The following is a 22581-nucleotide window of genomic DNA, read 5'->3' on the forward strand; positions in this document are numbered from 1 at the left end:
ACCTCGGACAAAAGGCGTCATTGTCGCCGACGCGGATTGCAGGCGGATGACGCGCTTCCAGTATGGCAAAAGCCGCCTCTGCTCGGCAAAGGCGGCTTCGTCAAGGACGGAAATCGCAAGCTTATTGGTAAGTCAGCGCATTGGCCTTGCCGTGGAACACCCGATAGACGAAGGCGGTGTACAGCAGAATCACCGGCAGCACCGCCGCCGCGCCCCAGAAGATCACCCACAAGGCCGCGGTGTCGCTGGCCGCCTGCCAGATGTTCAACCGACCGATCACCACCTCGGGGAACACGCTATAGGTCAGGCCCCAGAACGACAGCAGCACGATGCCGACGGTGCAGGCGAACGGCGCCCAGCACCAATTGTCGTTGCCTGCCGCCTGGCGCACCGCCAGCCGCGGCAGGATCACCCACAAGGTGGCGAACAACACGATGCAACCCAAGGGCAGCGGCAGCAACAGCAGGAACTCCGGCAAGGCGAACCACTTTGCGGCGATATGGCTGCTGGCCAGCGGCGTGGCCGCCGACACCAGCAGCACCGACAGGCCGGCGCCGGCCAGGCTGCGCCGCGCCCAGGCCACCGCCTTGGCCTGCAAGGCGCCGCTGGTTTTCATGATCAGCCAGCCGGCGCCCAGCAAGGTGTAGGCCGCGGCCAGGCCGATGCCGGCCAGCAAGGCGAAACCCCAGGCCAGCCAGCCTTCGGCGAAGCCAGTCAGATAACGGCCCAGCATCACGCCCTGGGTCAACGCCGCCAACAGGGAACCGCAGGCGAAGGCGACGTTCCACCACGGCTTGTGCGGTTCGCGCGCCTTGACGCGGAAATCGAAAGCCACGCCGCGCACGATCAAGCCGGCCAGCATCAGCGCCACCGGCAGATAGAGTTCGCCCAGGATGATGCCGTGCGCCAGCGGGAAGCCCACAAGCAACAAGCCCACGCCCAGTACCAGCCAGGTTTCGTTGGCGTCCCAGAACGGGCCGATAGACGCGATCATCATGTCCTTCTCGTCGTCCTCGGCGAAGGGCAGCAGCAGGCCCACGCCCAGATCGTAACCGTCCAGCACCACGTAAATCAGCATGGCCAGGGCCATCAGGCCGGCGAACACCACCGGCAACCAATACACAGCGCCACTCATGCCAGTTTCTCCTCGAGATGCGCGGCTTCGCCGCCGGACTGCCCGGCAGCCTTGCCGGCCATATAGAACAAGACCGACACATAGGCGGTCAGCAACACCAGGTATAGACCCAGATACATCGCCAGGGTGGACGCCACCATGCCTCCGGTCGCCGGGCCCGCCGCCTGCGCGGTGGTCAGCACCCCTTCCACCAGCCACGGCTGACGGCCGATCTCGGTCACGTACCAGCCGGCCAGGGTCGCCACCCAACCGGCGAAGGTCATGCCCACCAGCGCCCGCAGCATCAGCGGCGCCAGCTGGCCGCGGCGGCGCAGTTGCCAACAGGCCAGCCAGGACACCAGCAGCATCAGCGCGCCGACGCCCGCCATCACCCGGAAGCTCCAGAACACCTTGCCCACCGGCGGATGCTGGGCGAACTCGTTGAGGCCGCGGATCTCGCCGTTGGGATCGTGGGTGATGATCAGGCTGGCCAGTTTGGGAATGCCCACCGCCATATCGTTCTGCCGCGTTTCCGCATTGGGCAGCGCGAACAGCAACAGCGGCGCGCCCTTCTCGGTATGCCAGACGCCTTCAATCGCCGCCAGCTTGGCCGGCTGATGCTTGAAGGTGTTCAGGCCGTGCATATCGCCCACGAAGATCTGCAGCGGAATCAGCAAGGCCGCGGTGATCACGCCGGTTTTCAAGGCCATCTTGGCGCCGTCGCTGCGGTCGCCCTTCAGCCGGCGATAAGCGGACAGGCCGGCCACCAAGAAGGCCGTGGTCAGGCCGGAAGCGATCAGCATATGGGTCAGCCGGTAAGGCAGCGAAGGATTGAAGATCACCTCCAGCCAACTGGTCACCACCGCCTTGCCGTCCACCATCTTGAAGCCGGCCGGAGTCTGCATCCAGGAATTCAAGGCCAGGATCCAGAACGCCGACACCGTGTTGCCGAAGGCGACCAGGAAGGTGGCCCAGGTATGGACCCGCTCCGACACCCTGGAACGGCCGAACAGCATCACGCCGAGGAAGGTGGCCTCCAGGAAGAAGGCGGTCAGGATTTCGTAAGCCAGCAAGGGACCGGCGATATTGCCCACCGTCTGCATATAGCCTGGCCAGTTGGTGCCGAACTGGAAGCTCATGGTCACGCCGCTGACCACGCCCAGCGCGAAGGACAGCGCGAAAATCTTCACCCAGAAGCCGTAGGCGTCCATCCAGCCCTGCTGGCCGGTCTTGAGATAGCGCAGTTTGAAGAACAGCAGCACCCAGCCCATCGCGATATTGATGGTGGGAAACAAGATGTGGAAGGAAATATTGGCGCCGAACTGAATGCGCGCCAATACCAGCGGGTCAAAGTCCATAGCTACTCCCTGTCGCCGTCGCGACTGGTCAGTTTCGAAAGCGAGTGGGTGAACTGCAGGATCTTCTGCACCTGCGAGCCCAGTTTCATCAAGCGTTGCAAGGTCTCCACGTCCATGTGCTGGATGTCGGAAAACCAGGTGGTCACCAGTTCGATCAACTGGTGCATCTCCTTCATCCGCTGCTGCGCGTGGCGTTCCGCGTCGCTGGCCGGCTTCTCCATGATGGCGCCGCGCAACATGGTCAGCGTGGGCTCCACCTCGCGCTTTTTGCGCTCCTCGGCCAGGGTCTTGAAGATGGCCCAGACATCGTCGGGCGTGGAGAAATATTCGCGGCGGTCGCCGGGAAAGTGCTGCAGCCGGACCAGGCGCCAGGACTCCAGCTCCTTGAGTCCCATGCTGACGTTGGAGCGCGAGAAGCTCAGGCTTTCGGCGATTTCATCCGCGTTCAGCGGCTTCTCAGATACATATAGCAGCGCGTAGATCTGCCCGACGGTGCGATTGATGCCCCAGCGGCTGCCCATTTCACCGAAATGCAGCACGAAAGACTGGACGAGTGGCGATAGATTCATGACGTTCTCAATTTTCAGGAATTTCTGAAACTTTGATATAAATCATAAATTCGCAATGAAACCAAGTCAATCACAACCATCGTTGAGCGGCTCGCTTGACAAGACGCCGCCTCATGCAAACCGCATTGCGACGCCCATGCCCGGCGCGGCTGACGCCGCTGTCGGGCTGCGCTAAAATAGCGCCGACTCTCCAAAGCCCCGCCCCGCGCGGGGCTGAAATCTTTAATCAGGGATGCCCGGCGCCCGCGCGGCCTTGATCCGCGGGCCGCGGCCGCGGCATCCTGTTGTCCATTGAAAACATAAGAGCCCATAGCCGATGAGCACGCCCCAACACACCCCGATGATGCAGCAATACCTGGCCATCAAACGCGAACACGCCGACAAGCTGGTGTTCTATCGCATGGGGGACTTCTACGAACTGTTCTATGAGGACGCGGAGAAGGCGGCGCGCTTGCTCGACATCACCCTGACCACACGCGGCGCCAGCGGCGGCAATCCGATCAAGATGGCCGGCGTGCCCTATCACGCCGCGGAAGGGTATCTGGCGCGCCTGGTCAAGATGGGCGAATCCGTCGCCATCGCCGAACAGATCGGCGATCCGGCCTTGTCCAAGGGTCCGGTGGAACGCAAGGTGGTGCGCATCGTCACCCCCGGCACGCTGACCGACGCCGCGCTGCTGGACGACAAGCGCGACAACCTGGTGCTGGCGGTGAACATGGTCAAGGGCGTGCTGGGCCTGGCCTGGCTATCCCTCGCCAGCGGCGAATTCAAAGTGCTGCAAACCCGGGTGGACGATCTGCACAGCGAGCTGGAACGCTTGAAACCGGCCGAGCTGGTGATCCCGGACGACACCGGCCTCAATGTGTTCGAAACCGTGGCCGCGCCCAAGAAAAAGCTGCCGCCGTGGCAGTTCGACATCGAATCGGCGCAGATGACGCTGACCCGGCACTTCGGCACCCGCGACCTGGCCGGCTTCGGCGCCGACACCCTGCCGGTGGCGGTGGGCGCCGCCGGCGCGCTGCTGGAATACGTCAAGACCACCCAGAGCGTGAACCCGGCCCACATCGCCAATCTGGCGGTGGAAGACGCCGGCGAACTGATCCGCATGGACGGCGCCACCCGCCGCAACCTGGAACTGACCGAAACCATACGCGGCGAACCGTCGCCGACCCTGGCCTCGCTGCTGGACGGCTGCGCCACCAGCATGGGCAGCCGTCTGCTGCGCCATTGGCTGCATCACCCCATCCGTAGCCACGGCAAGCTGGCGCGCCGGCTGGAAGCGGTGCGCGCCCTGCTGCCGGCCTACGACGACGCCCACGCCCAGCTGCGCGAAGTGGCGGACATCGAACGCATCACCGCCCGCATCGCGCTGCGCAGCGCCCGCCCGCGCGATCTGGCCGCGCTGCGCGATTCGCTGAAGGCGCTGACCGGCGTCAAGCGGCTGGCCGCCGGCCTGGACGCCGAGCTGCTGGGCGAGCTGGCGCGTCTGCTGCCGGACGACTCCCCGGTGGAAACCATGCTCAGCCAGGCCATCCTGCCCGAGCCCTCCACCTTCCTGCGCGACGGCGGCGTGATCAACCACGGCCTCAACGCCACGCTGGACGAATTGCGCGCGATCCAGACCGACTGCGGCGCCTTCTTGCTGGCGCTGGAAGCGCGCGAGAAGGAACGCACCGGCATTCCCACGCTGAAAGTGGAATTCAACCGCGTGCATGGCTTCTACATCGAAGTCACCAAGGCCCAGGGCGACAAGGTGCCGGACGATTACCGCCGCCGCCAGACGCTGAAGAACGCCGAACGCTACATCACGCCGGAACTGAAGGAATTCGAAGACAAGGCGCTGTCGGCGCAGGACCGCGCGCTGGCGCTGGAAAAGCAGTTGTACGAAGACCTGCTGGACCAGCTGGCGCCGCACATCCCAGACCTGAAGCTGATCGCCCAGGCGGTGGCCGGGCTGGACGTGCTGTCCGCCTTCGCCGAGCGCGCCAGCGTCAACAACTACGTGGAGCCGGAATTCGTCGCCGAACCGCGGCTGGAAATCATCGAAGGCCGCCACCCGGTGGTGGAGGCGGAGGTGGAGCGCTTCATCGCCAACGACACCCGGCTGTCCGACACCCGCAAACTGCTGCTGATCACCGGCCCGAACATGGGCGGTAAATCCACCTATATGCGCCAGAACGCGCTGATCACCCTGATGGCTCACGTCGGCAGCTTCGTGCCGGCCCAACGCGCGGTGATCGGGCCGATAGACCGCATCTTCACCCGCATCGGCGCCTCGGACGACCTGGCCGGCGGCCGCTCCACCTTCATGGTGGAAATGACGGAAACCGCCAACATCCTCAACAACGCCACCGAACACTCGCTGGTGCTGATGGATGAAGTGGGCCGCGGCACCTCCACTTTCGACGGCCTGGCGCTGGCCTGGGCCATCGCCAAGGCGCTGATAGAGAAAAGCCGCGCCTATACCCTGTTCGCCACCCATTATTTCGAGCTGACCAGCCTGGAAAGCGAATATCCCAGCGTCGCCAACGTCCATCTGTCCGCGGTGGAGCACAAGGACCGCATCGTGTTCCTCCACCATGTGGAGGAAGGTCCGGCCAGCCAGAGCTACGGCCTGGCGGTGGCCCAGTTGGCCGGCGTGCCCGGCAAAGTGATCCGGGAAGCGCGCCGCTATCTGACCGAACTGGAGAACCACTCCGCCAGCCGCGTGCAGCCAGACCTATTTATCAGTTTACCCACGACGGCAAACGTGGAACCGGAACCGAATCCCGCGGTCGAACGCCTTCTAGAGGTCGATCTAGACGATCTCTCGCCACGGGAAGCGCAAGCTCTGCTCTATGAATTAAAGAAACTGGCCAAATGACCAGGCCAGACCCGGGGACGTTTCCTATATTACTAGAAGGTAACATCCGAGACAGGAGCAACAACAATGTCGCTTGAAAACACTGCCACCGCCCCGGGCCTGGTCCAGCTGTTCAGTCAGGTCACGGACGATGGAAGCATTGCCCTTTCCTCCATCCGCGAGCGGGCCAACCTCGAATTGTCCAGCTTCGCCGAACTGGCGAACCAACAATTGCAACAACTGGACATCAGCATGCCGCCTGCGATCAGCCTGATCAGCACGCCGGCCTGCCAGCTGGACTTGGAAAACAACCACCCGCATGCCGAGGAAATCCGGGCCTGGTTGCTGGGCAATGACAACATCACCCGAAAATTCAAGGAAGTGGAAGTGCTGTACGAGATCGTGCGCGCCGCGGAAAGCATAGGCGAGACCTTCCCGGAAAGCTCAACCTTCCACATCGGCCTAACCAGCGCCGGGCCTATCGCCTACTTCGAGGACAGCCACCGCGCCTAAGCGCAGGCCCAAAGAACAGGGCCGCGTGCGACACCCAGGACGGGGAAGCGAAAGCTTCCCCGTTTTTCTTTGCGCCGTCGGCGCCAGGCAAGCCTCGCTTCGGGTGCGGTTCAAGGCTTGCGCGGGCCTCCGCGCCGAAAACCGCCGCCGCGCGGCTGCGCGCCGGGCTTGGCGGTGCGCTGAGCTTGCGAGACCCGCGGCAAATCCGCAAGGTCCACCTCCAGCTCGCGCATGTCCCCCGGCTGCAGGCCGTCCAGCGCCCACGGCCCGATCGCCGCCCGCACCAGGCGCAGCGTCGGCAGCCCCACCTTGGCGGTCATGCGCCGCACCTGGCGGTTCTTGCCCTCGCTGATGACGATCTCCAGCCAGCCGTCCGGCACCGTCTTGCGAAAACGCACCGGCGGCGTGCGCTCCCACAGCGCGGGCGCCTCAATGCGCCGCGCCTGCGCCGGCTGGGTGGTGAAATCGCCCAGGTCGACGCCGCGGCGCAGCTGCTCCAGCTGCTCCTCGCGAATCTGCCCCTCCACCTGCACCCAATAGGTCTTGGGCAGTTTCCAGCGCGGATTGGCGATGCGGTGCTGCAATTCCCCGTCGCCGGTCAAGAGCAACAGGCCTTCGCTGTCGGTGTCCAGCCGCCCCGCCGGATACACGCCCGGCAAGGGCACGCAGGATTTGAGCGTCGGATGCTTGGGATGCTCGGAAAACTGACAGATGACGCCGTAGGGCTTGTTGAGCAGAATGAGTCGGGACATGGCGTGAAGAGCGGCAAGAAAGAATGAGGCGAATGATACAAGAGCCGCGCGCCGCGCGCCGCAAGTTTGCCGGCGAAGCCGGCGCATGCACGCGCCGGATGCGGCCTATAATTCGCATTCGAACCGCCGTCGCGCAGTTATCAAGCATAAAAGTTCAAATGCGCTGCGAGCCAAGCGCGCGCACAGAGGTATAATTCGCTTTTGAAAATTGCCAGAGAGTCTCCGGACCGCGTTCAGGCCGCGTCGCCTGGGCCCGGCATCCGCCTTTCCAAGGTCTTTCAATGCGCCGGCAGCGCCCTGCGCAATCGTTCTGTCGTCACAAGATAAAGGAGATAGAGTAATGCCATCGGAACAGCCCAAAATCATCTACACCCTGACCGACGAAGCGCCGGCGCTGGCGACCAGCGCCTTCCTGCCGGTCGTGCAAGCCTTCGCCGGTTCCGCCGGCATTGAAATCGCTACCGCGGACATTTCGCTGGCGGCGCGCGTCCTGGCCGAATTCCCCGACTATCTGGCCGACGAACAGAAAGTGCCGAACACCCTGGCCGAGCTGGGCAAGCTGACCCAGCAGCCCGACACCAACATCATCAAGCTGCCCAATATCAGCGCCTCGGTGGCTCAGCTGATCGCCTGCGTCAAGGAACTGCAGGCCAAGGGCTACCCGCTGCCGGACTATCCGGAAAACCCGGCCTCGGACGCCGACAAGGCGATCAAGGACCGCTACGCCAAGTGTCTGGGCTCGGCGGTGAACCCGGTGCTGCGCGAGGGCAACTCCGACCGCCGCGCGCCGCTGGCGGTGAAGAACTACGCCAAGAAGCACCCGCACTCGATGGGCGAATGGAAGCAATGGTCGCAGACCCACGTCTCCCACATGCACCATGGCGACTTCTACCACGGCGAAAAGTCGATCACGCTGGACAAGGCGCGCGACGTGAAGATGGAACTGACCACCAAGAACGGCCAGACCATCGTGCTCAAGCCCAAGGTCGCGCTGCAGGCCGGCGAGATCATCGACTCCATGTTCATGAGCAAGAAGGCGCTGTGCGACTTCTACGAGCGTGAAATGGAAGACTGCCGCGAATCCGGCATCTTGTTCTCCCTGCACGTCAAAGCCACCATGATGAAGGTGTCCCACCCCATCGTGTTCGGCCACTGCGTCAAGATCTACTACAAGGAAGCCTTCGAGAAGCACGGCAAGCTGTTCGAGGAACTGGGCGTCAACGTCAACAACGGCATGGCCACCCTGTACGAGAAGATCGAAACCCTGCCGGCCTCCAAGCGCGAAGAAATCATCCGCGATCTGCACGCCTGCCAGGAGCACCGCCCGCGTCTGGCCATGGTGGATTCGGCCAAGGGCATCACCAACTTCCACTCGCCCAACGACGTGATCGTGGACGCCTCCATGCCGGCGATGATCCGCGCCGGCGGCAAGATGTGGGGCGCCGACGGCAAGCCTTACGACGCCAAGGCCGTGATGCCGGAATCCACCTTCGCCCGCATTTACCAGGAGATGATCAACTTCTGCAAATGGCACGGCAACTTCGATCCCAAAACCATGGGCACCGTGCCCAACGTCGGTCTGATGGCGCAGAAGGCCGAGGAATACGGCTCCCACGACAAGACCTATGAAATCCAGGAAGACGGCGTCGCCAACATCGTCGACCTCGCCACCGGCGAAGTGCTGCTGTCGCAGAACGTCGAGCAAGGCGATATCTGGCGCATGTGCCAGGTGAAGGACGCGCCGATCCGCGACTGGGTCAAGCTGGCCGTCACCCGCGCCCGCAACTCCGGCATGCCGGCAGTGTTCTGGCTGGACCCGTACCGCCCGCATGAGAACGAGCTGATCAAGAAGGTGCACGCCTACCTGAAGGATTACGACACCAGCGGCCTGGAAATCCACATCATGTCCCAGGTGCGCGCGATGCGTTACACCCTGGAACGCGTGGCCCGTGGCCTGGACACCATCTCGGTGACCGGCAACATTCTGCGCGACTACCTGACCGATCTGTTCCCCATCATGGAACTGGGCACCTCGGCCAAGATGCTGTCCATCGTGCCGCTGATGGCCGGCGGCGGCATGTACGAGACCGGCGCCGGCGGCTCCGCGCCCAAGCACGTGCAACAGCTGCTGGAAGAAAACCATCTGCGTTGGGACAGCCTGGGCGAGTTCCTGGCGCTGGCGGTGTCGCTGGAAGAACTGGGCATCAAGACCGGCAACGACAAGGCCAAGATCCTGGCCAAGACGCTGGACCTCGCCACCGGCAAGCTGCTGGACGAGGACAAGTCCCCGTCGCGCCGCACCGGCGAATTGGACAACCGCGGCAGCCAGTTCTACCTGTCCATGTACTGGGCTCAGGCGCTGGCCGCCCAGTCCGACGACAAGGAGCTGCAAGCCCGCTTCGCGCCGCTGGCCAAGAGCCTGGCCGACAGCGAGCAGAAGATCCTGGCCGAACTGAAGGCGGTGCAAGGCAAAGCGGCCGACATCGGCGGCTACTACCACCCCGATGCCGCCAAGTGCGGCGCGGTGATGCGCCCTAGCGCCAGCTTCAACGCCGCACTGGCCACCGTGCTCGGCTAAGCGCTGCGCAGCCATGGCGGAAAACCTCCGCCGGACAAAACGCCAAGACTCTCGTCTTGGCGTTTTTTTGCGTCAATCCTCCACCTGCTGTCCTGCGTCCACGCCTTGCAAGCCCATTCGCCGAAACGGGCATGGCTCGAAGACCGAAGCGAGACCGCCGAAGCATGCCCCACATCCAACAAACGGCTACAGTAGTCCGTGCTCATTCTCACGCCAGGCCTGCTGCACGCCTCAACTTTCGGCCCCCGCGGAGCGGAAAAACTGGTTTTGATCCTATTTCGCTCCTTCACGAGCCGAGTCATTAAGGAGTCATGAATGGACTCAGCAACACTTGCTCTCTACGTGGTCTCGGTGTCCGCCGTCACCGCCACGCCCGGCCCCACCATGTTGCTCGCACTGAACAATGGCGCCTATGGCGGCAAACGGGTCGCGGCCTGCGGTATCGCCGGCGCGGCCTTGTCGGACCTGATCTTGATCGGCGCGGTCGCCTGCGGCCTCGGCGCGCTTCTGCTGGCCTCCGAACAGTTGTTCACGCTGGTGAAGTGGATCGGCGCAGCCTATCTGCTTTATTTGGCCGCGGCGCTATGGCGAGCGCCCGTCCGCCCTATTCAGGCGGACGCGAGCGCCGTAAGGCCTCCAACCGGCCGGGCCGCCTTTGTCCGCTCGCTACTGGTCGCTCTTTCCAATCCCAAAGGGCTGCTGTTCTTCTCCGCCTTCCTACCTCAATTCATCCGTCCCCAAGACGACATCGTGACTCAATACCTTAGCCTCGCGTTGCTGACCGCAGTCATCGACATCGCCTTGATGAGCGTCTACGCCCTGGGCGGCTATCATTCGATGCGCCTCTTATCCGGCCGGACGATGCGCTGGCTGAACCGGGCTTGCGCCGGCATGTTGGCGGGACTGGGCGTCGCGCTGAGCCTGTATCGTCGCAACGAGCTCGATTGACCGCCCCCTGACCCGCTTGAACGGAAAACGCGGCAAGGCGGCAAACCTCATCCGGAACCCGCAACCGCCTTCATCAAAAAAACCCGCTCAAGGCGGGTTTTTGGCTCGAAACCGGTTCGCAGTCGCCTGCGCAAGGACAAGGCGAGGCGAAACCGCTTCAGGACGCGATCTCAGCGCCGCAGATAATCGACGAAGGCGTAAGCCAGCCCGGCGGCGCTGACATGTGCCTCGCGGCTGTCCTCGCGCCAGAGCTCGGCGGACACCTCGGGGAAATGGGCGTCGCCCGGGTAATCGCCGTCGATCTCGGTCAGACGCAGGCAATCCGCGCCGGCGATCGCCTGGCGGTACAATTCGGCGCCGCCGATCAAACACACCTCCTCCACCGCGCCGGCCAGGACCAAAGCCTGCTCCAGCGAATGTGCGGCCTCCGCGCCGTCGGCGCGCCAATCCGTCTGGCGCGTCACCACGATGTTGCGGCGGCCCGGCAGCGGCCGGCCTATCGAGTCCCAGGTCTTGCGGCCCATGATCACCGGCTTGCCCAGCGTCACCGCCTTGAAGTGCTTGAGATCCTCCGGCAAATGCCAGGGCAGGCGGTTGTCTATGCCTATCACCCGCTTGGCCGCCATCGCCGCCACCAGGGTCAAGCGCGGCTTCCCGGCCGCCGTCATACCGCCACCGCCGCTTTGATGTGCGGATGCGGATCGTAGCCTTCCAGTTCGAAATCCTCGAACTTGAAGCCGAAGATGTCCTTGACCTGCGGATTGATCTTCATCGTCGGCAAAGCGCGCGGTTCGCGCGACAGCTGCAACTCGGTCTGCTCCAGATGGTTGCTGTACAGATGCGCGTCGCCCAGCGTGTGGACGAAATCGCCCGGCTGCAGTCCGCACACCTGCGCCACCATCATGGTCAGCAAGGCGTAGCTGGCGATATTGAAGGGCACGCCCAGAAAGATATCGGCGGAGCGCTGATAAAGCTGGCAGGACAGCTTGCCGTCGGCCACGTAGAACTGGAACAGGCTGTGGCAGGGCGGCAGCGCCATCTCGTCCACCAGCGCCGGGTTCCAGGCCGACACGATCAGGCGGCGCGAATCCGGGTTGTTCTTGATCATCGCCACCACATTGGCGATCTGATCGATGTGGCGGCCGTCCGGCGCCGGCCAGCTGCGCCACTGGTAGCCGTAGACCGGCCCCAGATCGCCGTTTTCATCGGCCCACTCGTCCCAGATCGACACGCCGTTTTCCTTCAGATAGCGGATATTGGTCTCGCCGGACAGGAACCACAGCAATTCATGGATGATGGAACGCAGATGGCACTTCTTGGTGGTGATCAGCGGAAAACCCTGTTGCAGGTCGAAACGCATCTGGTGGCCGAATACCGAACGGGTGCCGGTGCCGGTGCGGTCGGACTTGTCGTGGCCATGTTCCAGCACATGGCGCATCAGGTCGAGATACTGTCGCATTGTGTTCATTCCATCTTTGATACCGGCCATTGTACCCGACTTGAAGCCGGCTCGGAAAAGCTGGCCCGGCCTCGCCGCTTCGGCTACCATTCTCTTTAAAATCAAGACAGAAGCATGAAACACCGGACATGGCTGAAGATTCCGATCTAGAACGCACCGAACCCGCGACCGCGAAACGGCTGGGCCTCGCCCGAGAAGACGGCAATATCCCGCGCTCGCGCGAGCTGACCACCTTCGCCATCACCATGGCCGGCGTGGCGCTGCTGATGGCCCAGGGCGGCCACATCGCCACCAATCTGGCGCAGACCATGCGCATGCTGCTCACCTTCGACCAGACCACGGTGCACAATGTGGAGCCGGCGCTGACCCGCTTCAAGGAAACCATTTTCAACGCGCTGTGGAGCCTGGCGCCGCTGTTGGCCGGCCTGGCGCTGGTGGCGCTGTTCGTGCCCATGCTGGTGGGCGGCTGGAACCTCACCTTCAAGGCGGTCGAGCCCAAGTTCAGCAAGCTCAACCCCTTGCCCGGCATCAAACGGATATTCTCGGTCAACGCCGCCACCGAAGCGCTGAAGGCCATTCTCAAAAGCGTGCTGATCGGCGGCATCGCCACCTGGTTCATCTGGCGCGAGCGCGCGGAAATCATCGGCCTGATCTCCATGCCGCTGCCCACCGGCATCGCCAAGATGACCGATATGATCATCACCACCTTCTTCGTGGTGACTTCGGCGATGATTCTGCTGGTGGCGATCGACGTGCCCTTCCAGCTATGGAGCTATCACAAGAAGCTGCGCATGACCAAGGAAGAGGTCAAGCAGGAATACAAGGAAGCCGAGGGCTCGCCCGAGGTCAAGGGCCGCATCCGTCAGATGCAGCGCGAAGCCGCGCGCAAGCGCATGATGCAGGAGATTCCCAGCGCCAACGTCATCGTCACCAACCCTACCCACTACGCGGTGGCGATCAAGTACGACGACGGCATGCGCGCGCCGCAAGTGGTGGCCAAGGGGTCTTTGAAGCTGGCGGAAAAAATCATCGACACCGGCAAGGACCACCACGTCATCGTGATGCGCTCGCCCAGCTTCGCCCGCGCGCTGTACTTCCACGCCGAAATGGGAGAGGACATTCCGGCCAAGCTCTATTCCGCCGCCGCCCAGGTGCTGGCCTATGTGTTCCAGCTCAAGAGCTATCAGGACAACGGCGGCCTGGCGCCGGTGTTCCCGGACCAGCTGGACGTGCCCGCCGAGCTTGACCCGCAAAGCAAACGCCAGCAAGATGCGACGCCACCATAATGATAAGGTCGACGAACCGATTCGACCGGCTTAAGCCATAAATCCAGCATGGACTCCATACTAGACATACTGAAGCGCTTCAAAGTCACCCAGCTGGCCGGCCCCGTGCTCATCATCCTGATTCTGGCGATGATGGTGCTGCCGCTGCCGCCGGTGCTGCTGGACATCTTCTTCACCTTCAATATCGCCGTTTCGGTGATCGTGCTGCTGGTGGGGATCAATGTGCGCAAGCCGCTGGACTTTTCCGCCTTCCCCACCGTGCTGCTGGTCACCACCTTGCTGCGGCTGTCGCTGAACGTCGCCTCCAGCCGGGTCATCCTGCTGGAGGGCCACTCCGGGCCGGACGCCGCCGGCAAGGTGATCGAATCCTTCGCCCACTTCCTGATCGGCGACAACGTCGCCATCGGCATCGTGGTCTTCGTCATCATCACCATCATCAACTTCGTGGTGATCACCAAGGGCGCCGGCCGCATCGCCGAAGTGAGCGCCCGCTTCACCCTGGACGCGATGCCCGGCAAGCAGATGGCCATCGACGCCGACCTCAACGCCGGCCTGATCGGCGAGGACGAAGCCCGGCTGCGCCGCGTCACCATCGCCGAGGAAGCCAACTTCTTCGGCGCGATGGACGGTGCCTCCAAGTTCGTGCGCGGCGACGCCATGGCCGGCATCCTGATCATCATCATCAACATCGTCGGCGGCTTGATCGTGGGCATGGTCCAGCACGATCTGGACGCCGGCGTCGCCGCCAAGACCTATACCCTGCTGACAATCGGCGACGGCCTGGTGGCGCAGATTCCGGCGCTGATCATCTCCACCGCCGCCGGCATCGTGGTGTCCCGCGTGGGCACCGACAAGGACATGTCCGAGCAATTCCTCGGCCAGATGTTCACCAAGCCGCAAGTGCTCTACATCACCGCCGCGGTGATCGGCATGGTCGGCCTGATCCCCAATATGCCGCACTTCTCCTTCCTGCTGATCGCCGGCAGCCTGGGCCTGCTGGGCCGCATGATGGAGAAGCGCCAGAAGGCCGAGGCGCAGCAGGCGGAGCAGCAGCAACAGGCCGCGCCGCCGCCGGAACACACCACGACCGAAGTCAGCTGGAACGATGTCCAGCACGTGGACCAGTTGGGCATGGAAGTGGGCTACCGGCTGATTCCGCTGGTGGACCGCAGCCAGGACGGCGAACTGCTGCGCCGCATCCGCGGCATCCGCAAGAAGATCGCCCAGGAGCTGGGCTTTCTGGTGCCGCCGGTCCATATCCGCGACAACCTGGAAATCAAGCCCAACGCCTACCGCATCCTGCTCAAGGGCGTGGAGCTGGGCCTAGGCGAAGCTTTCATCGGCCAATATCTGGCCATCAATCCGGGCCGGGTCAACGGCGAACTGGCCGGCACCCCCACCACCGATCCGGCCTTCGGCCTGCCGGCGATCTGGATAGACGCCGGCAAGCGCGAAGAGGCGCAGAGCCTGGGCTATACCGTGGTGGACGCCAGCACCGTGGTGGCCACCCATATTTCCAATCTGCTGCAGACCCACGCGGCGGAATTGCTGGGGCGCGAGGAAGTGCAGGCGCTGATCGATCATCAGGCCAAGGAATCGCCCAAGCTGATCGAAGACCTGGTGCCCAAGGTGGTGCCGATAGGCACGCTGCAAAAAGTGCTGCAACAGCTGCTGACCGAAGGCATCCACATCCGCGATTTCCGCACCATACTGGAAACGCTGGCCGATCACGTGGCCACCACTCAGGACATCGACGAGCTGACCAATATCGTGCGCACCGCGCTGTCCCGCGTCATCGTCCAGCAATTATTCCCCGGCGAGCAAGAATTACCCTTGATGACCCTGGAGCCAACATTGGAAAATGTGCTGATGCAGGCGGTGCAATCCAAGACCGGCGGCGGCCTGGAACCGGGCCTGGCGGAAAATCTGCTGGCCAGCGCCGCCCAGGAAACCGAACAAGTGGAAATTCAAGGGTACAATCCGGTACTCTTGACCGCGCCGGGACTGCGGCCTTTGCTGGCGCGCTTCCTGCGCCGCGCGCTGCCGCAGCTGCGTGTTATTTCTCATAATGAGATACCGGACAATAAATCAATTCGTATAATTGCTGTAATTGGGGGAAGCAAGGGCTAATCGAACATGGTGGTGAAAAAGTTTTTCGGCAAAACCACGCGTGACGCGCTCAGACAAGTTCGAGAAGAACTGGGCGCGGACGCCCTGATTCTGTCCAACCGCCCCACCATGGGCGGCGGGGTGGAAATCATGGCGGTGGCCGACGCCGACGTCGCCAACCTCGCCACCAATCTGGCCACTTCCTCCAGCAAGCATCCGCCGCGCAACGCGCCGCCGGTGGTCAACCGCGCGCCGTCGCCGCTGCCCACCCCGGCCGGCGCCGCGGTCAACCGCGCCATCGCCCGCACTTACGCCATGCCGGTGGAGCCGCTGGACAGCCCGCCGCCGCCGCGCATCGAAGCGCAAGCGCCGCGTCAGCGCATCGAGCCGGCCTTCGCGCCGGAGCCCCAGGCCGCGCCGCGGCCGGCCCAGCCGTCCTATCCGCCGCAGTACGCGCAAACCGCGCCCCAGCCCGCCGCCCCGCGCGTGCAGCCGCCTGCGCAAACCGCGCCGCCGCCCCGCCCCGCTGCGCCTCCGGTCGCGAACAACGGCGAGGAGCCGGAAGTGATGGCGCAGGAGCTGAAGCAGATCGGCGACGAGATCAAGCTGCTGCGCAGCCTGCTGCAAAGCCAGCTGGCCAGCTTCGCCTGGTCCGATATGGAGGGCAAGGCGCCCAATCGCCTGGAACTGTTCAAACACCTGCTGGCCATGGGTTTTTCCGCCCATCTGATCCGCCAGCTGATCGAAAAGATGCCGGCCCAGTACGAGGCCGATGTCGCGGTCAAATGGGCGCGCTCGGCGCTGATGCACAATCTGAAATGCGCGGACGCCGACAAGGAAATCATGGACCGCGGCGGCATCTACGCGCTGGTGGGCCCCACCGGCGTCGGCAAGACCACCACCGTCGCTAAGCTGGCCGCGCGCGCCACCATGCGCTTCGGCGCCCAGCACGTGGCGCTGATCACCACCGACAGCTACCGGATCGGCGCCCAGGATCAATTGCGCATCTACGGCAAGATTCTCGGCATACCCGTGTTCTCCATCCAGAACGAGGGCGATCTGCAGCTGACGCTGGCTGATCTGTCCAACCGCCACATCGTCTTCATCGACACCGTGGGCATGGGCCAGCGCGACGCCCGCGTGCTGGCGCAGATCGAAATGTTCCGCACAGCCGGCCGGCCGATAGAAAGGCTGCTGCTGCTGGCCTCCAACGCCGACGGCCAGACGCTGGAAGACGTGGTGCGCCGCTATCGCGGCGATGGTCTCACCGGCTGCGTGCTGTCCAAGATAGACGAATCGGTGGCGATGGGCCCCAGCCTGGACGTGATCATCCGCAACCGGCTGCGCCTGTTCTACATCACCAACGGCCAGCGCGTGCCGGAAGACCTGCACGCCGCCCACGCCGGCTTCCTGGTGGACCGCGCGATGCGTTCGCAGCAACAGCATTCCCCCTTCACCCTTCAGGCCGACGAACTGCCCATCATGAACGCGGCCCAGGCCGGATGGTTGTAAGCGCGATGCAGGATCAAGCCGCCAGCCTCCGCCTGCTCAGCGCCCGGTCCGCGCGCGCGCCCAGTTTCGCCTTCATCGGCTCCGCCAGCGCCGGCGCCAGCACCCTGGCCACCGAACTGGCGCTGGGCCTGGCCTACGCCGGCCAGCGGCCCTTGCTGGTGGACTGCACGCTGGGCCAGGTTCAGGCGCGCCGTCTGGGCGTGCCCACCACCGCCACGCTGGAAAGCCAGGTGCTGACCCTGGGCGGCCTGGACGAGATGATGATGAGTTCGCGCCAGGGCATTCAGTTGATCAATCTCTACGCGCGCCCGGAAGAGCGCGCGCTGTTCTCCGCCCAGCTATGGCTGAGGCTGGGCAGCGAATTCGCCGCGCTGGAGCGCGACGCCTCGGTGCTGCTGGTGGACGCCCCCAGCCCCGCCCACGACCCGGTGCCGGCCAGCGTGGCCGACAATTTGGTATTAGTGCTCACGCCGGCGGCGGAGTCGCTGACAACGGCCTACGCTAATATCAAGAGGTTGTCCGGCAGCTACGGCCGCCAGCGCTTCAATGTGCTGATCAACCGCGCTCGCCATCTGGAGGAAGCGCGCGAATTGTTCACCCGGCTGTCCGCCGCCACCGGCGAATTCCTGTCGGTATCGCTGCGCTGGGTGGGCTTTGTGCCGATGGACAACGCGGTGCGTCGCAGCCAGACGCTGCGCCGGCCGTTGATGGAGGCGTTTCCGGACAGCGAGGCCGCGATGGCCTTCTCGCAGCTGGCCGCGGTGCTGCCGCAGTGGGACACCCAGGAAACGCCGCGCAGCGGCACCGGATTCATGGATTTGTTGATTGCCGCCTCGCGCGACTGGGCCGAGGCGGATGGAGTCAAACCGCTATGAGCTTGCCGTCCTTACGCCGAACCGGCTACACCGCCGCCTCGCCTCCCGCCGAGATCGACGTGGAGGCCTACGCGCCGCTGGTCAAGAAGCTGGCCGGCATGATGATCGCCCGGCTGCCGGCCTCGGTCGACATCGACGACCTGATCCAGGTCGGCGTCATCGGCCTGATCGAAGCCGCGCGCCAATTCGACCCGGCCCAGGGCGTGATGTTCGAAACCTTCGCCAGCCAGCGGGTGCGCGGCGCCATGCTGGACGAACTGCGCCGCGAAGACTGGATGCCGCGCCAGGCGCGCCGCCACTCGCGCCAGATCGAAGACGCGGTCCGCCAGCTGGAACACCAGCTGGGCCGCTCGCCGCTGGAATCGGAAATCGCCGCGCAAATGGGACTGGAGCTGGAACAGTACCAGGACATGCTGGGCGATTGCCGCGGCATGACCTTGCTGCATTTCGAAGATTTTTCCAACGACGACGGCGACGCGCTGCCCGACGCGGTGGCCAATGTCGCCGACGACGACTCGCCGGACCCGTTCGCCGCGCTGGCCGACGGCGGCTTCCGCCAGGCGCTGATAGACGGCATCAAGCTGCTGCCGGAGCGCGACCAGTTGGTGATGTCCCTGTATTACGAGCAGGAATTGAACTTGAAGGAAATCGGCGCGGTGCTCGGCGTCTCCGAATCCCGAGTCAGCCAACTGCACAGCCAGGCCATCGCCCGGCTGCGCGCGCGCATCAAGGACTGGCTCTGACCCTCCGCGCCCTGACGCGGCATAACATTAAAAACCGGAACTTCGCGTGGACAAGATAAGCATTGTAGCCATTCTGATGGGCCTGACCGCCATTATCGCGGGGCAGGCGCTGGAGGGCGGCAACATCGGCTCCCTGATGCAGCTGACCGCCTTCATGATCGTCATCGGCGGCACCGTCAGCGCGGTGATGCTGCAAAGCACGCCCAAGCAATTCGCCGCCGGCGTGCGCATGCTCAAATGGATCTTCCAGCCGCCGGTGCTGGATCACGACAAGATGATCCGCGAAGTCATCAACTGGAGCCAGACCGCACGCAAGGGCGGCCTGCTGGCGCTGGAAGGCTACATCAATCTGCAAAAAGACCCCTTCATCAAGAAAGCGCTGCAAATGCTGGTGGACGGCGCGGAGCCTGACACCTTGCGCTCGGTGATGGACGTGGAGATCTCCATGTTCGAACACGCGCGCAAACAGGCGGCGCGCATCTGGGAATCCGCCGGCGGCTACGCGCCGACCATGGGTATTCTGGGCGCGGTGCTGGGCCTGATCCACGTGATGGAAAACCTGTCCGACCCGTCCAAGCTGGGCGCCGGCATCGCCGTCGCCTTCGTCGCCACCGTCTACGGCGTCGGCTCCGCCAACCTGTTGTTCCTGCCCATCGCCAACAAGCTCAAACACCTGATCGCCTCGGAAGTCGCCTTGAAAGAGCTGGTGGTGGAAGGCCTGGTCTCCATCGCCAACGGCGAAAACCCGCGCATCATCGAAAGCCGCCTCAAGGGCTTCCTGGCGATGCACGAATAAAAAGCGCGCGCCCAGCGCGCGCTTTCCCGCCAGCGGCCTAAAAACCTGTTCAATGTCTGCTGCGCTTCAGCGATACAGCGTTGAAAACAAGCTCAAAATGCTCATGTGCCACGTGCACATTCCGCTTTTTCGCTCGTTTTCGCCTTGCCTCGCCCTTGCTCGCGAGACTTTGAACAGGCTCTAAGCGGCCGCCTTCCTCCTCTCCGCTCTCCCCCTCCCCGTCGTCGTTTTTTGAAAGACAGGCCCCTCCTTTTTCGCTGCAATGGTCGGCGCGGCCAGCCCCCTGGCCCGAAACCAAAGCAGCGCCCTCGCGCCGGCCCAGCGCCACAGCGAGGGAAAGCCCTTCTCCATCCCCTATTCCGCCTGGAACAGCAGATGAAAATATCGAGTCCGATATCCATCAAAACAATCTACGAACAATTGCTTCAACAGCCGGCGGCCAAGCAGGGCAAAGCCCAAGACTTGAGATTCGGCCTGAGCAAAAGCGGCGCCCTGGTGGTGTACAACAGCCGGCTGCACAGCCTGCTGCACCCGGATCAGACCAAACGCGCCAAGGCCTTCGTCCGGCAGCTCTGCCAGGACCCAAATGCGCAAGCCAATCTTTACCACGCCAAAAAGGCCTTGATCAGCCAAAGCCGCGTCGTGCACGACCACGCCAAATACGGCGATCCCACGGCGAACTTCAGGCAGGACGTCAGACAAAACAAAACCGTCACCACCTCCTCGCCGCAAGAAAAGCTCTTGTTCGAGCGGGATAAATCGCAAGTGTTGTCCGGCAGCGTCGCTCCGCTGATCGGCAAGGGCGTGCTTTCCGTCGAAGGCGGCGCCCAGGCCTCCGCTCCGGCCGGCGTCGTCGACTGCGTCCGCCACGACCGGGAGGGCGATAAAAAAGGCGGCGACGCCGTCTCCTCGGACTTCATCAAGTACTCTCACGGCGGCCAGGCCAAAGCCAAGGAGCTGATTCCCGGCACGCCGATCGGCAACTATTACAATAAATTCCAGTTCGGCGACACGCTGCGGCTGATCGAAATCGGCAACGGCCTGCAAGGCACGGTAGGGGTGAAGTTCGACACCGGCGCGCTACGGGACGGCGATTGCTGCCTGTTCAACTCCGGCGCGCTCTCCGGCTGCACCATGGTCTACGCGCTGAAAGCAGGAATGCTTTACGCCTATCACGCCGGCACCGTGAAAAACGGCGACGGCGAATGGGAGACGGCGACCGACGGCGCGCGCTCCATTGTGGACGCCCATAGACGGCTATGCGGCGACCAAGCTCCGCCAGACCGTCCGGTCGGCAATAACCGCGAACTGGCCGCCTTTCTTCGCGATCACTTCGATCACGCGATGATGGTCTACAGCGGCAAGGGGGAAACGCCGGATCTAGCGGACAGCGGCCATGTCCACCACTTTGACTACAACAAGACGCCGCTGGGGCAAGAGCTGGCCAGCGTCGGCAACGCGTTGGCGTTGCTCAAGAAGACCGGCGACAGCCTGAGCCTTGAGTTCCTGGGCGACAGCATGCGGATCAATCACAACTGCGGCGTTCATTCACAGGACGCCGAAATTTACGCGGTCGACATGAGTCGGCTTTGAGCCCACGGCCAATCAGCTACGCGCCGCCGCTACTGGAAAAACTGCTGTAGGTAATCGACGAAAGCCCGGACCTTGCCCGGCACGTGCCGCCGCGCCGGGTACACCGCCGACAAATCCAGGCAGTGCCAGTCGTAATCGCTGAGCAGCGGCACCAGCGTGCCATCCGCCAGGCCCTGCTCCACCAGAAAGCGCGGCTGCAGGATCACCCCCATGCCGTGGACGGCGGCGTCCGTCAGGATGTCGCCGTTGTTGGCGCGCAGCATGCCCTTGACCTTGACCCGGCCGCTGCTGCCGTCCGGCGCGGTGAAATCCCATAGATTGGGCTGCGCGGTCAGCGCGTACAGCAGACACTGATGCTCGGCCAGATCCGCCGGCGTCGCCGGCGTGCCGCAGCGTTGCAGATAGCTGGGCGCGGCGACGACCAGATCCCGTATCCGCGCCAGCCGGCGCGCCACCAGGGAAGAGTCGGACAGATTCGACACCCGCAGCCCCAGATCGAAGCCCTCCTCCACCAAGTCCACCCGCCTGTCGTTCAAGTTCAGCTCCACTTCGATCTGCGGGTACTGCAGATGAAAGCCCGCCACCGCGCGCCCCAGATAACGCATGCCGAAGGACACCGGCGCCGACACCCTCAAACGCCCCACCGGGCTGCTGGCGCCGTGCGATAAACGCGCGTCCAGATCGTCAAGCTCGGCCAGCAGGCCGCCGGCCAGCCCCAGATAGGTTTCGCCCGCCTCGGTCAGCGACAAACGCCGCGTGGTGCGATGCATGAGCCGCACGCCCAGACGCCCTTCCAGACTGGACACCAGCTTGGTCACCATCGCCCGCGACAGCTCCAGCCGCTCGGCGGCGGCGGCGAAACTGCCCAGCTCCGCCACGCAGACGAAGGCGCGGATTTCCGAAAAGCGGTCCATGATCATTTCCTATTGGTAAACAATATTTTTATTAATAGCGGATTTATTGAGTTTTCTCTACATGGTCAAATGCACTCCATCGCAAACTTGATTGGAACCCACCATGAACCGCTTCCAGAACCCCGCCCTCGGCACCCTGATCCTGCGCCTGTCGCTGGGCCTGATGTATCTGTCCCACGGCCTGCTCAAGCTGCTGGTGTTCACACCGGCCGGCACCGCCGGCTACTTCGCCAGCCTGGGCCTGCCCGGCTTCGTCGGCTACCTGGCCATCCTGGCCGAAGTCGGCGGCGGCCTGCTGCTGCTGTCCGGCTTCTTCGCCCGCTGGGTGGCGCTGGCGCTGACCCCGCTGCTGCTCGGCACCATCGTGCTGGTGCACGGCGCCCACGGCTGGATGTTCGCCAACGAAGGCGGCGGCTGGGAATACCCGGCCTTCCTGATCGCCGGCTCGCTGGCCCTGTTCTTCCTCGGCGACAACAAGCGCCAGGCCTGAAACAACGGCGCCTGACCGCCTCCAAGACGGCGGCCCTCTCGAGAGGCCGCCGTTTTTCATTTCGCGCATAACAAAAATGCAACAGCCGCCCGGCCGCGGGCCCCGCCGCCAAGACGCTCGCATTTCCACG

Annotated in this window: 19 protein-coding genes; 12 read left to right on the forward strand and 7 right to left on the reverse strand. The window is 63.9% G+C overall.

Features of this window, described 5'->3' with window-relative positions; genetic code table 11:
• Window positions 1-121 precede the first annotated feature (121 nt).
• The 3 genes from AB1Z25_RS16965 to AB1Z25_RS16975 are packed head-to-tail and all read right to left on the reverse strand — an operon-like array spanning window position 122 to window position 3041.
• Window positions 122-1135 (reverse strand): cytochrome d ubiquinol oxidase subunit II, encoded by a 1014-nt coding sequence (locus tag AB1Z25_RS16965; RefSeq protein WP_486635748.1) that lies wholly within the window; start codon window positions 1133-1135, stop codon window positions 122-124.
• A complete protein-coding gene (locus AB1Z25_RS16970; protein ID WP_227104710.1) occupies window positions 1132-2472 on the reverse strand; it encodes a cytochrome ubiquinol oxidase subunit I in 1341 nt (446 codons plus the stop codon). Before AB1Z25_RS16970 ends, AB1Z25_RS16965 begins: the two co-directional genes overlap by 4 nt.
• 2 nt (window positions 2473-2474) lie before the next feature.
• A complete protein-coding gene (locus AB1Z25_RS16975) occupies window positions 2475-3041 on the reverse strand; it encodes a GbsR/MarR family transcriptional regulator (RefSeq protein WP_107800362.1) in 567 nt (188 codons plus the stop codon).
• 316 nt (window positions 3042-3357) lie between these two features.
• On the opposite strand from AB1Z25_RS16975, the gene mutS reads away from it, so the two are divergent.
• Together mutS and AB1Z25_RS16985 are read left to right on the forward strand one after the other, a co-directional pair.
• Window positions 3358-5904, forward strand: coding sequence for a DNA mismatch repair protein MutS (gene mutS / locus AB1Z25_RS16980; protein WP_253314529.1), 2547 nt, complete (start codon window positions 3358-3360; stop codon window positions 5902-5904).
• A 66-nt stretch (window positions 5905-5970) separates the two neighbouring features.
• Window positions 5971-6396 (forward strand): hypothetical protein, encoded by a 426-nt coding sequence (locus AB1Z25_RS16985; RefSeq protein ID WP_107800364.1) that lies wholly within the window; start codon window positions 5971-5973, stop codon window positions 6394-6396.
• A 110-nt stretch (window positions 6397-6506) separates the two neighbouring features.
• On the opposite strand, the gene AB1Z25_RS16990 is transcribed toward AB1Z25_RS16985, so the two are convergent.
• Window positions 6507-7148, reverse strand: a complete 642-nt coding sequence (locus tag AB1Z25_RS16990) for a pseudouridine synthase (protein WP_486635749.1) — start codon at window positions 7146-7148, stop codon at window positions 6507-6509.
• 340 nt (window positions 7149-7488) lie between these two features.
• Between AB1Z25_RS16990 and AB1Z25_RS16995 the strand changes: the two genes are divergently transcribed.
• Window positions 7489-9726 (forward strand): NADP-dependent isocitrate dehydrogenase, encoded by a 2238-nt coding sequence (locus AB1Z25_RS16995; RefSeq protein ID WP_235087033.1) that lies wholly within the window; start codon window positions 7489-7491, stop codon window positions 9724-9726.
• Between the two features lie 315 nt (window positions 9727-10041).
• Window positions 10042-10674: a LysE family translocator gene (locus AB1Z25_RS17000; protein ID WP_486635750.1), complete on the forward strand. Its 633-nt coding sequence runs from the start codon at window positions 10042-10044 to the stop codon at window positions 10672-10674.
• A 170-nt stretch (window positions 10675-10844) separates the two neighbouring features.
• On the opposite strand, the gene AB1Z25_RS17005 is transcribed toward AB1Z25_RS17000, so the two are convergent.
• Together AB1Z25_RS17005 and AB1Z25_RS17010 are read right to left on the reverse strand one after the other, a co-directional pair.
• Window positions 10845-11342, reverse strand: coding sequence for a dihydrofolate reductase (locus AB1Z25_RS17005; protein WP_253314531.1), 498 nt, complete (start codon window positions 11340-11342; stop codon window positions 10845-10847).
• Window positions 11339-12133, reverse strand: a complete 795-nt coding sequence (locus AB1Z25_RS17010; RefSeq protein WP_107800369.1) for a thymidylate synthase — start codon at window positions 12131-12133, stop codon at window positions 11339-11341. The genes AB1Z25_RS17005 and AB1Z25_RS17010 overlap by 4 nt, the downstream gene beginning before the upstream one ends.
• Window positions 12134-12261: 128 nt before the next feature.
• Between AB1Z25_RS17010 and flhB the strand changes: the two genes are divergently transcribed.
• The 7 genes from flhB (at window position 12262) to AB1Z25_RS17045 (ending at window position 21047) form a co-directional block, all read left to right on the forward strand.
• Complete coding sequence (gene flhB, locus AB1Z25_RS17015) at window positions 12262-13419, forward strand: flagellar biosynthesis protein FlhB (protein ID WP_107800370.1); 1158 nt, start codon at window positions 12262-12264, stop codon at window positions 13417-13419.
• Between the two features lie 48 nt (window positions 13420-13467).
• The gene (gene flhA / locus AB1Z25_RS17020; RefSeq protein ID WP_107801935.1) at window positions 13468-15549 is read left to right on the forward strand and encodes a flagellar biosynthesis protein FlhA; all 2082 of its coding nucleotides are present in this window, start codon (window positions 13468-13470) and stop codon (window positions 15547-15549) included.
• 6 nt (window positions 15550-15555) lie between these two features.
• A complete protein-coding gene (gene flhF, locus AB1Z25_RS17025; protein WP_486635751.1) occupies window positions 15556-17040 on the forward strand; it encodes a flagellar biosynthesis GTPase FlhF in 1485 nt (494 codons plus the stop codon).
• Window positions 17041-17045: 5 nt separating this feature from the next.
• Window positions 17046-17915: a MinD/ParA family ATP-binding protein gene (locus AB1Z25_RS17030; RefSeq protein ID WP_107800372.1), complete on the forward strand. Its 870-nt coding sequence runs from the start codon at window positions 17046-17048 to the stop codon at window positions 17913-17915.
• The gene (locus AB1Z25_RS17035; RefSeq protein WP_486635752.1) at window positions 17912-18658 is read left to right on the forward strand and encodes an RNA polymerase sigma factor FliA; all 747 of its coding nucleotides are present in this window, start codon (window positions 17912-17914) and stop codon (window positions 18656-18658) included. The genes AB1Z25_RS17030 and AB1Z25_RS17035 overlap by 4 nt, the downstream gene beginning before the upstream one ends.
• 46 nt (window positions 18659-18704) lie before the next feature.
• The gene (locus AB1Z25_RS17040; RefSeq protein ID WP_081545394.1) at window positions 18705-19454 is read left to right on the forward strand and encodes a flagellar motor protein; all 750 of its coding nucleotides are present in this window, start codon (window positions 18705-18707) and stop codon (window positions 19452-19454) included.
• Between the two features lie 375 nt (window positions 19455-19829).
• Window positions 19830-21047, forward strand: coding sequence for a cytotoxic necrotizing factor Rho-activating domain-containing protein (locus AB1Z25_RS17045; RefSeq protein WP_486635753.1), 1218 nt, complete (start codon window positions 19830-19832; stop codon window positions 21045-21047).
• Window positions 21048-21076: 29 nt separating this feature from the next.
• Here AB1Z25_RS17045 and AB1Z25_RS17050 read toward each other — a convergent pair whose 3' ends face one another.
• Window positions 21077-21961: a LysR family transcriptional regulator gene (locus tag AB1Z25_RS17050; protein ID WP_486635754.1), complete on the reverse strand. Its 885-nt coding sequence runs from the start codon at window positions 21959-21961 to the stop codon at window positions 21077-21079.
• Between the two features lie 103 nt (window positions 21962-22064).
• Here AB1Z25_RS17050 and AB1Z25_RS17055 point away from each other — a divergent pair, with 103 nt between their 5' ends.
• A complete protein-coding gene (locus AB1Z25_RS17055) occupies window positions 22065-22451 on the forward strand; it encodes a DoxX family protein (RefSeq protein ID WP_019103721.1) in 387 nt (128 codons plus the stop codon).
• Window positions 22452-22581: the final 130 nt, after the last annotated feature.

Source organism: Chromobacterium sp. HL1 (genome assembly GCF_057418835.1).

Coding starts and splice junctions, on each gene's coding strand:
- flhA (WP_107801935.1), top strand. CDS start 13,468: ATGGACTCCATACTAGACATACTGAAGCGCTTCAAAGTCACCCAGCTG.
- AB1Z25_RS17000 (WP_486635750.1), top strand. CDS start 10,042: ATGGACTCAGCAACACTTGCTCTCTACGTGGTCTCGGTGTCCGCCGTC.
- flhB (WP_107800370.1), top strand. CDS start 12,262: ATGGCTGAAGATTCCGATCTAGAACGCACCGAACCCGCGACCGCGAAA.
- AB1Z25_RS17035 (WP_486635752.1), top strand. CDS start 17,912: ATGAGCTTGCCGTCCTTACGCCGAACCGGCTACACCGCCGCCTCGCCT.
- mutS (WP_253314529.1), top strand. CDS start 3,358: ATGAGCACGCCCCAACACACCCCGATGATGCAGCAATACCTGGCCATC.
- AB1Z25_RS16985 (WP_107800364.1), top strand. CDS start 5,971: ATGTCGCTTGAAAACACTGCCACCGCCCCGGGCCTGGTCCAGCTGTTC.
- AB1Z25_RS17005 (WP_253314531.1), bottom strand. CDS start 11,342: ATGACGGCGGCCGGGAAGCCGCGCTTGACCCTGGTGGCGGCGATGGCG.
- AB1Z25_RS16995 (WP_235087033.1), top strand. CDS start 7,489: ATGCCATCGGAACAGCCCAAAATCATCTACACCCTGACCGACGAAGCG.
- AB1Z25_RS16965 (WP_486635748.1), bottom strand. CDS start 1,135: ATGAGTGGCGCTGTGTATTGGTTGCCGGTGGTGTTCGCCGGCCTGATG.
- AB1Z25_RS17010 (WP_107800369.1), bottom strand. CDS start 12,133: ATGCGACAGTATCTCGACCTGATGCGCCATGTGCTGGAACATGGCCAC.
- AB1Z25_RS16990 (WP_486635749.1), bottom strand. CDS start 7,148: ATGTCCCGACTCATTCTGCTCAACAAGCCCTACGGCGTCATCTGTCAG.
- AB1Z25_RS17050 (WP_486635754.1), bottom strand. CDS start 21,961: ATGGACCGCTTTTCGGAAATCCGCGCCTTCGTCTGCGTGGCGGAGCTG.
- AB1Z25_RS17055 (WP_019103721.1), top strand. CDS start 22,065: ATGAACCGCTTCCAGAACCCCGCCCTCGGCACCCTGATCCTGCGCCTG.
- AB1Z25_RS17030 (WP_107800372.1), top strand. CDS start 17,046: ATGCAGGATCAAGCCGCCAGCCTCCGCCTGCTCAGCGCCCGGTCCGCG.
- flhF (WP_486635751.1), top strand. CDS start 15,556: ATGGTGGTGAAAAAGTTTTTCGGCAAAACCACGCGTGACGCGCTCAGA.
- AB1Z25_RS17045 (WP_486635753.1), top strand. CDS start 19,830: ATGAAAATATCGAGTCCGATATCCATCAAAACAATCTACGAACAATTG.
- AB1Z25_RS16970 (WP_227104710.1), bottom strand. CDS start 2,472: ATGGACTTTGACCCGCTGGTATTGGCGCGCATTCAGTTCGGCGCCAAT.
- AB1Z25_RS16975 (WP_107800362.1), bottom strand. CDS start 3,041: ATGAATCTATCGCCACTCGTCCAGTCTTTCGTGCTGCATTTCGGTGAA.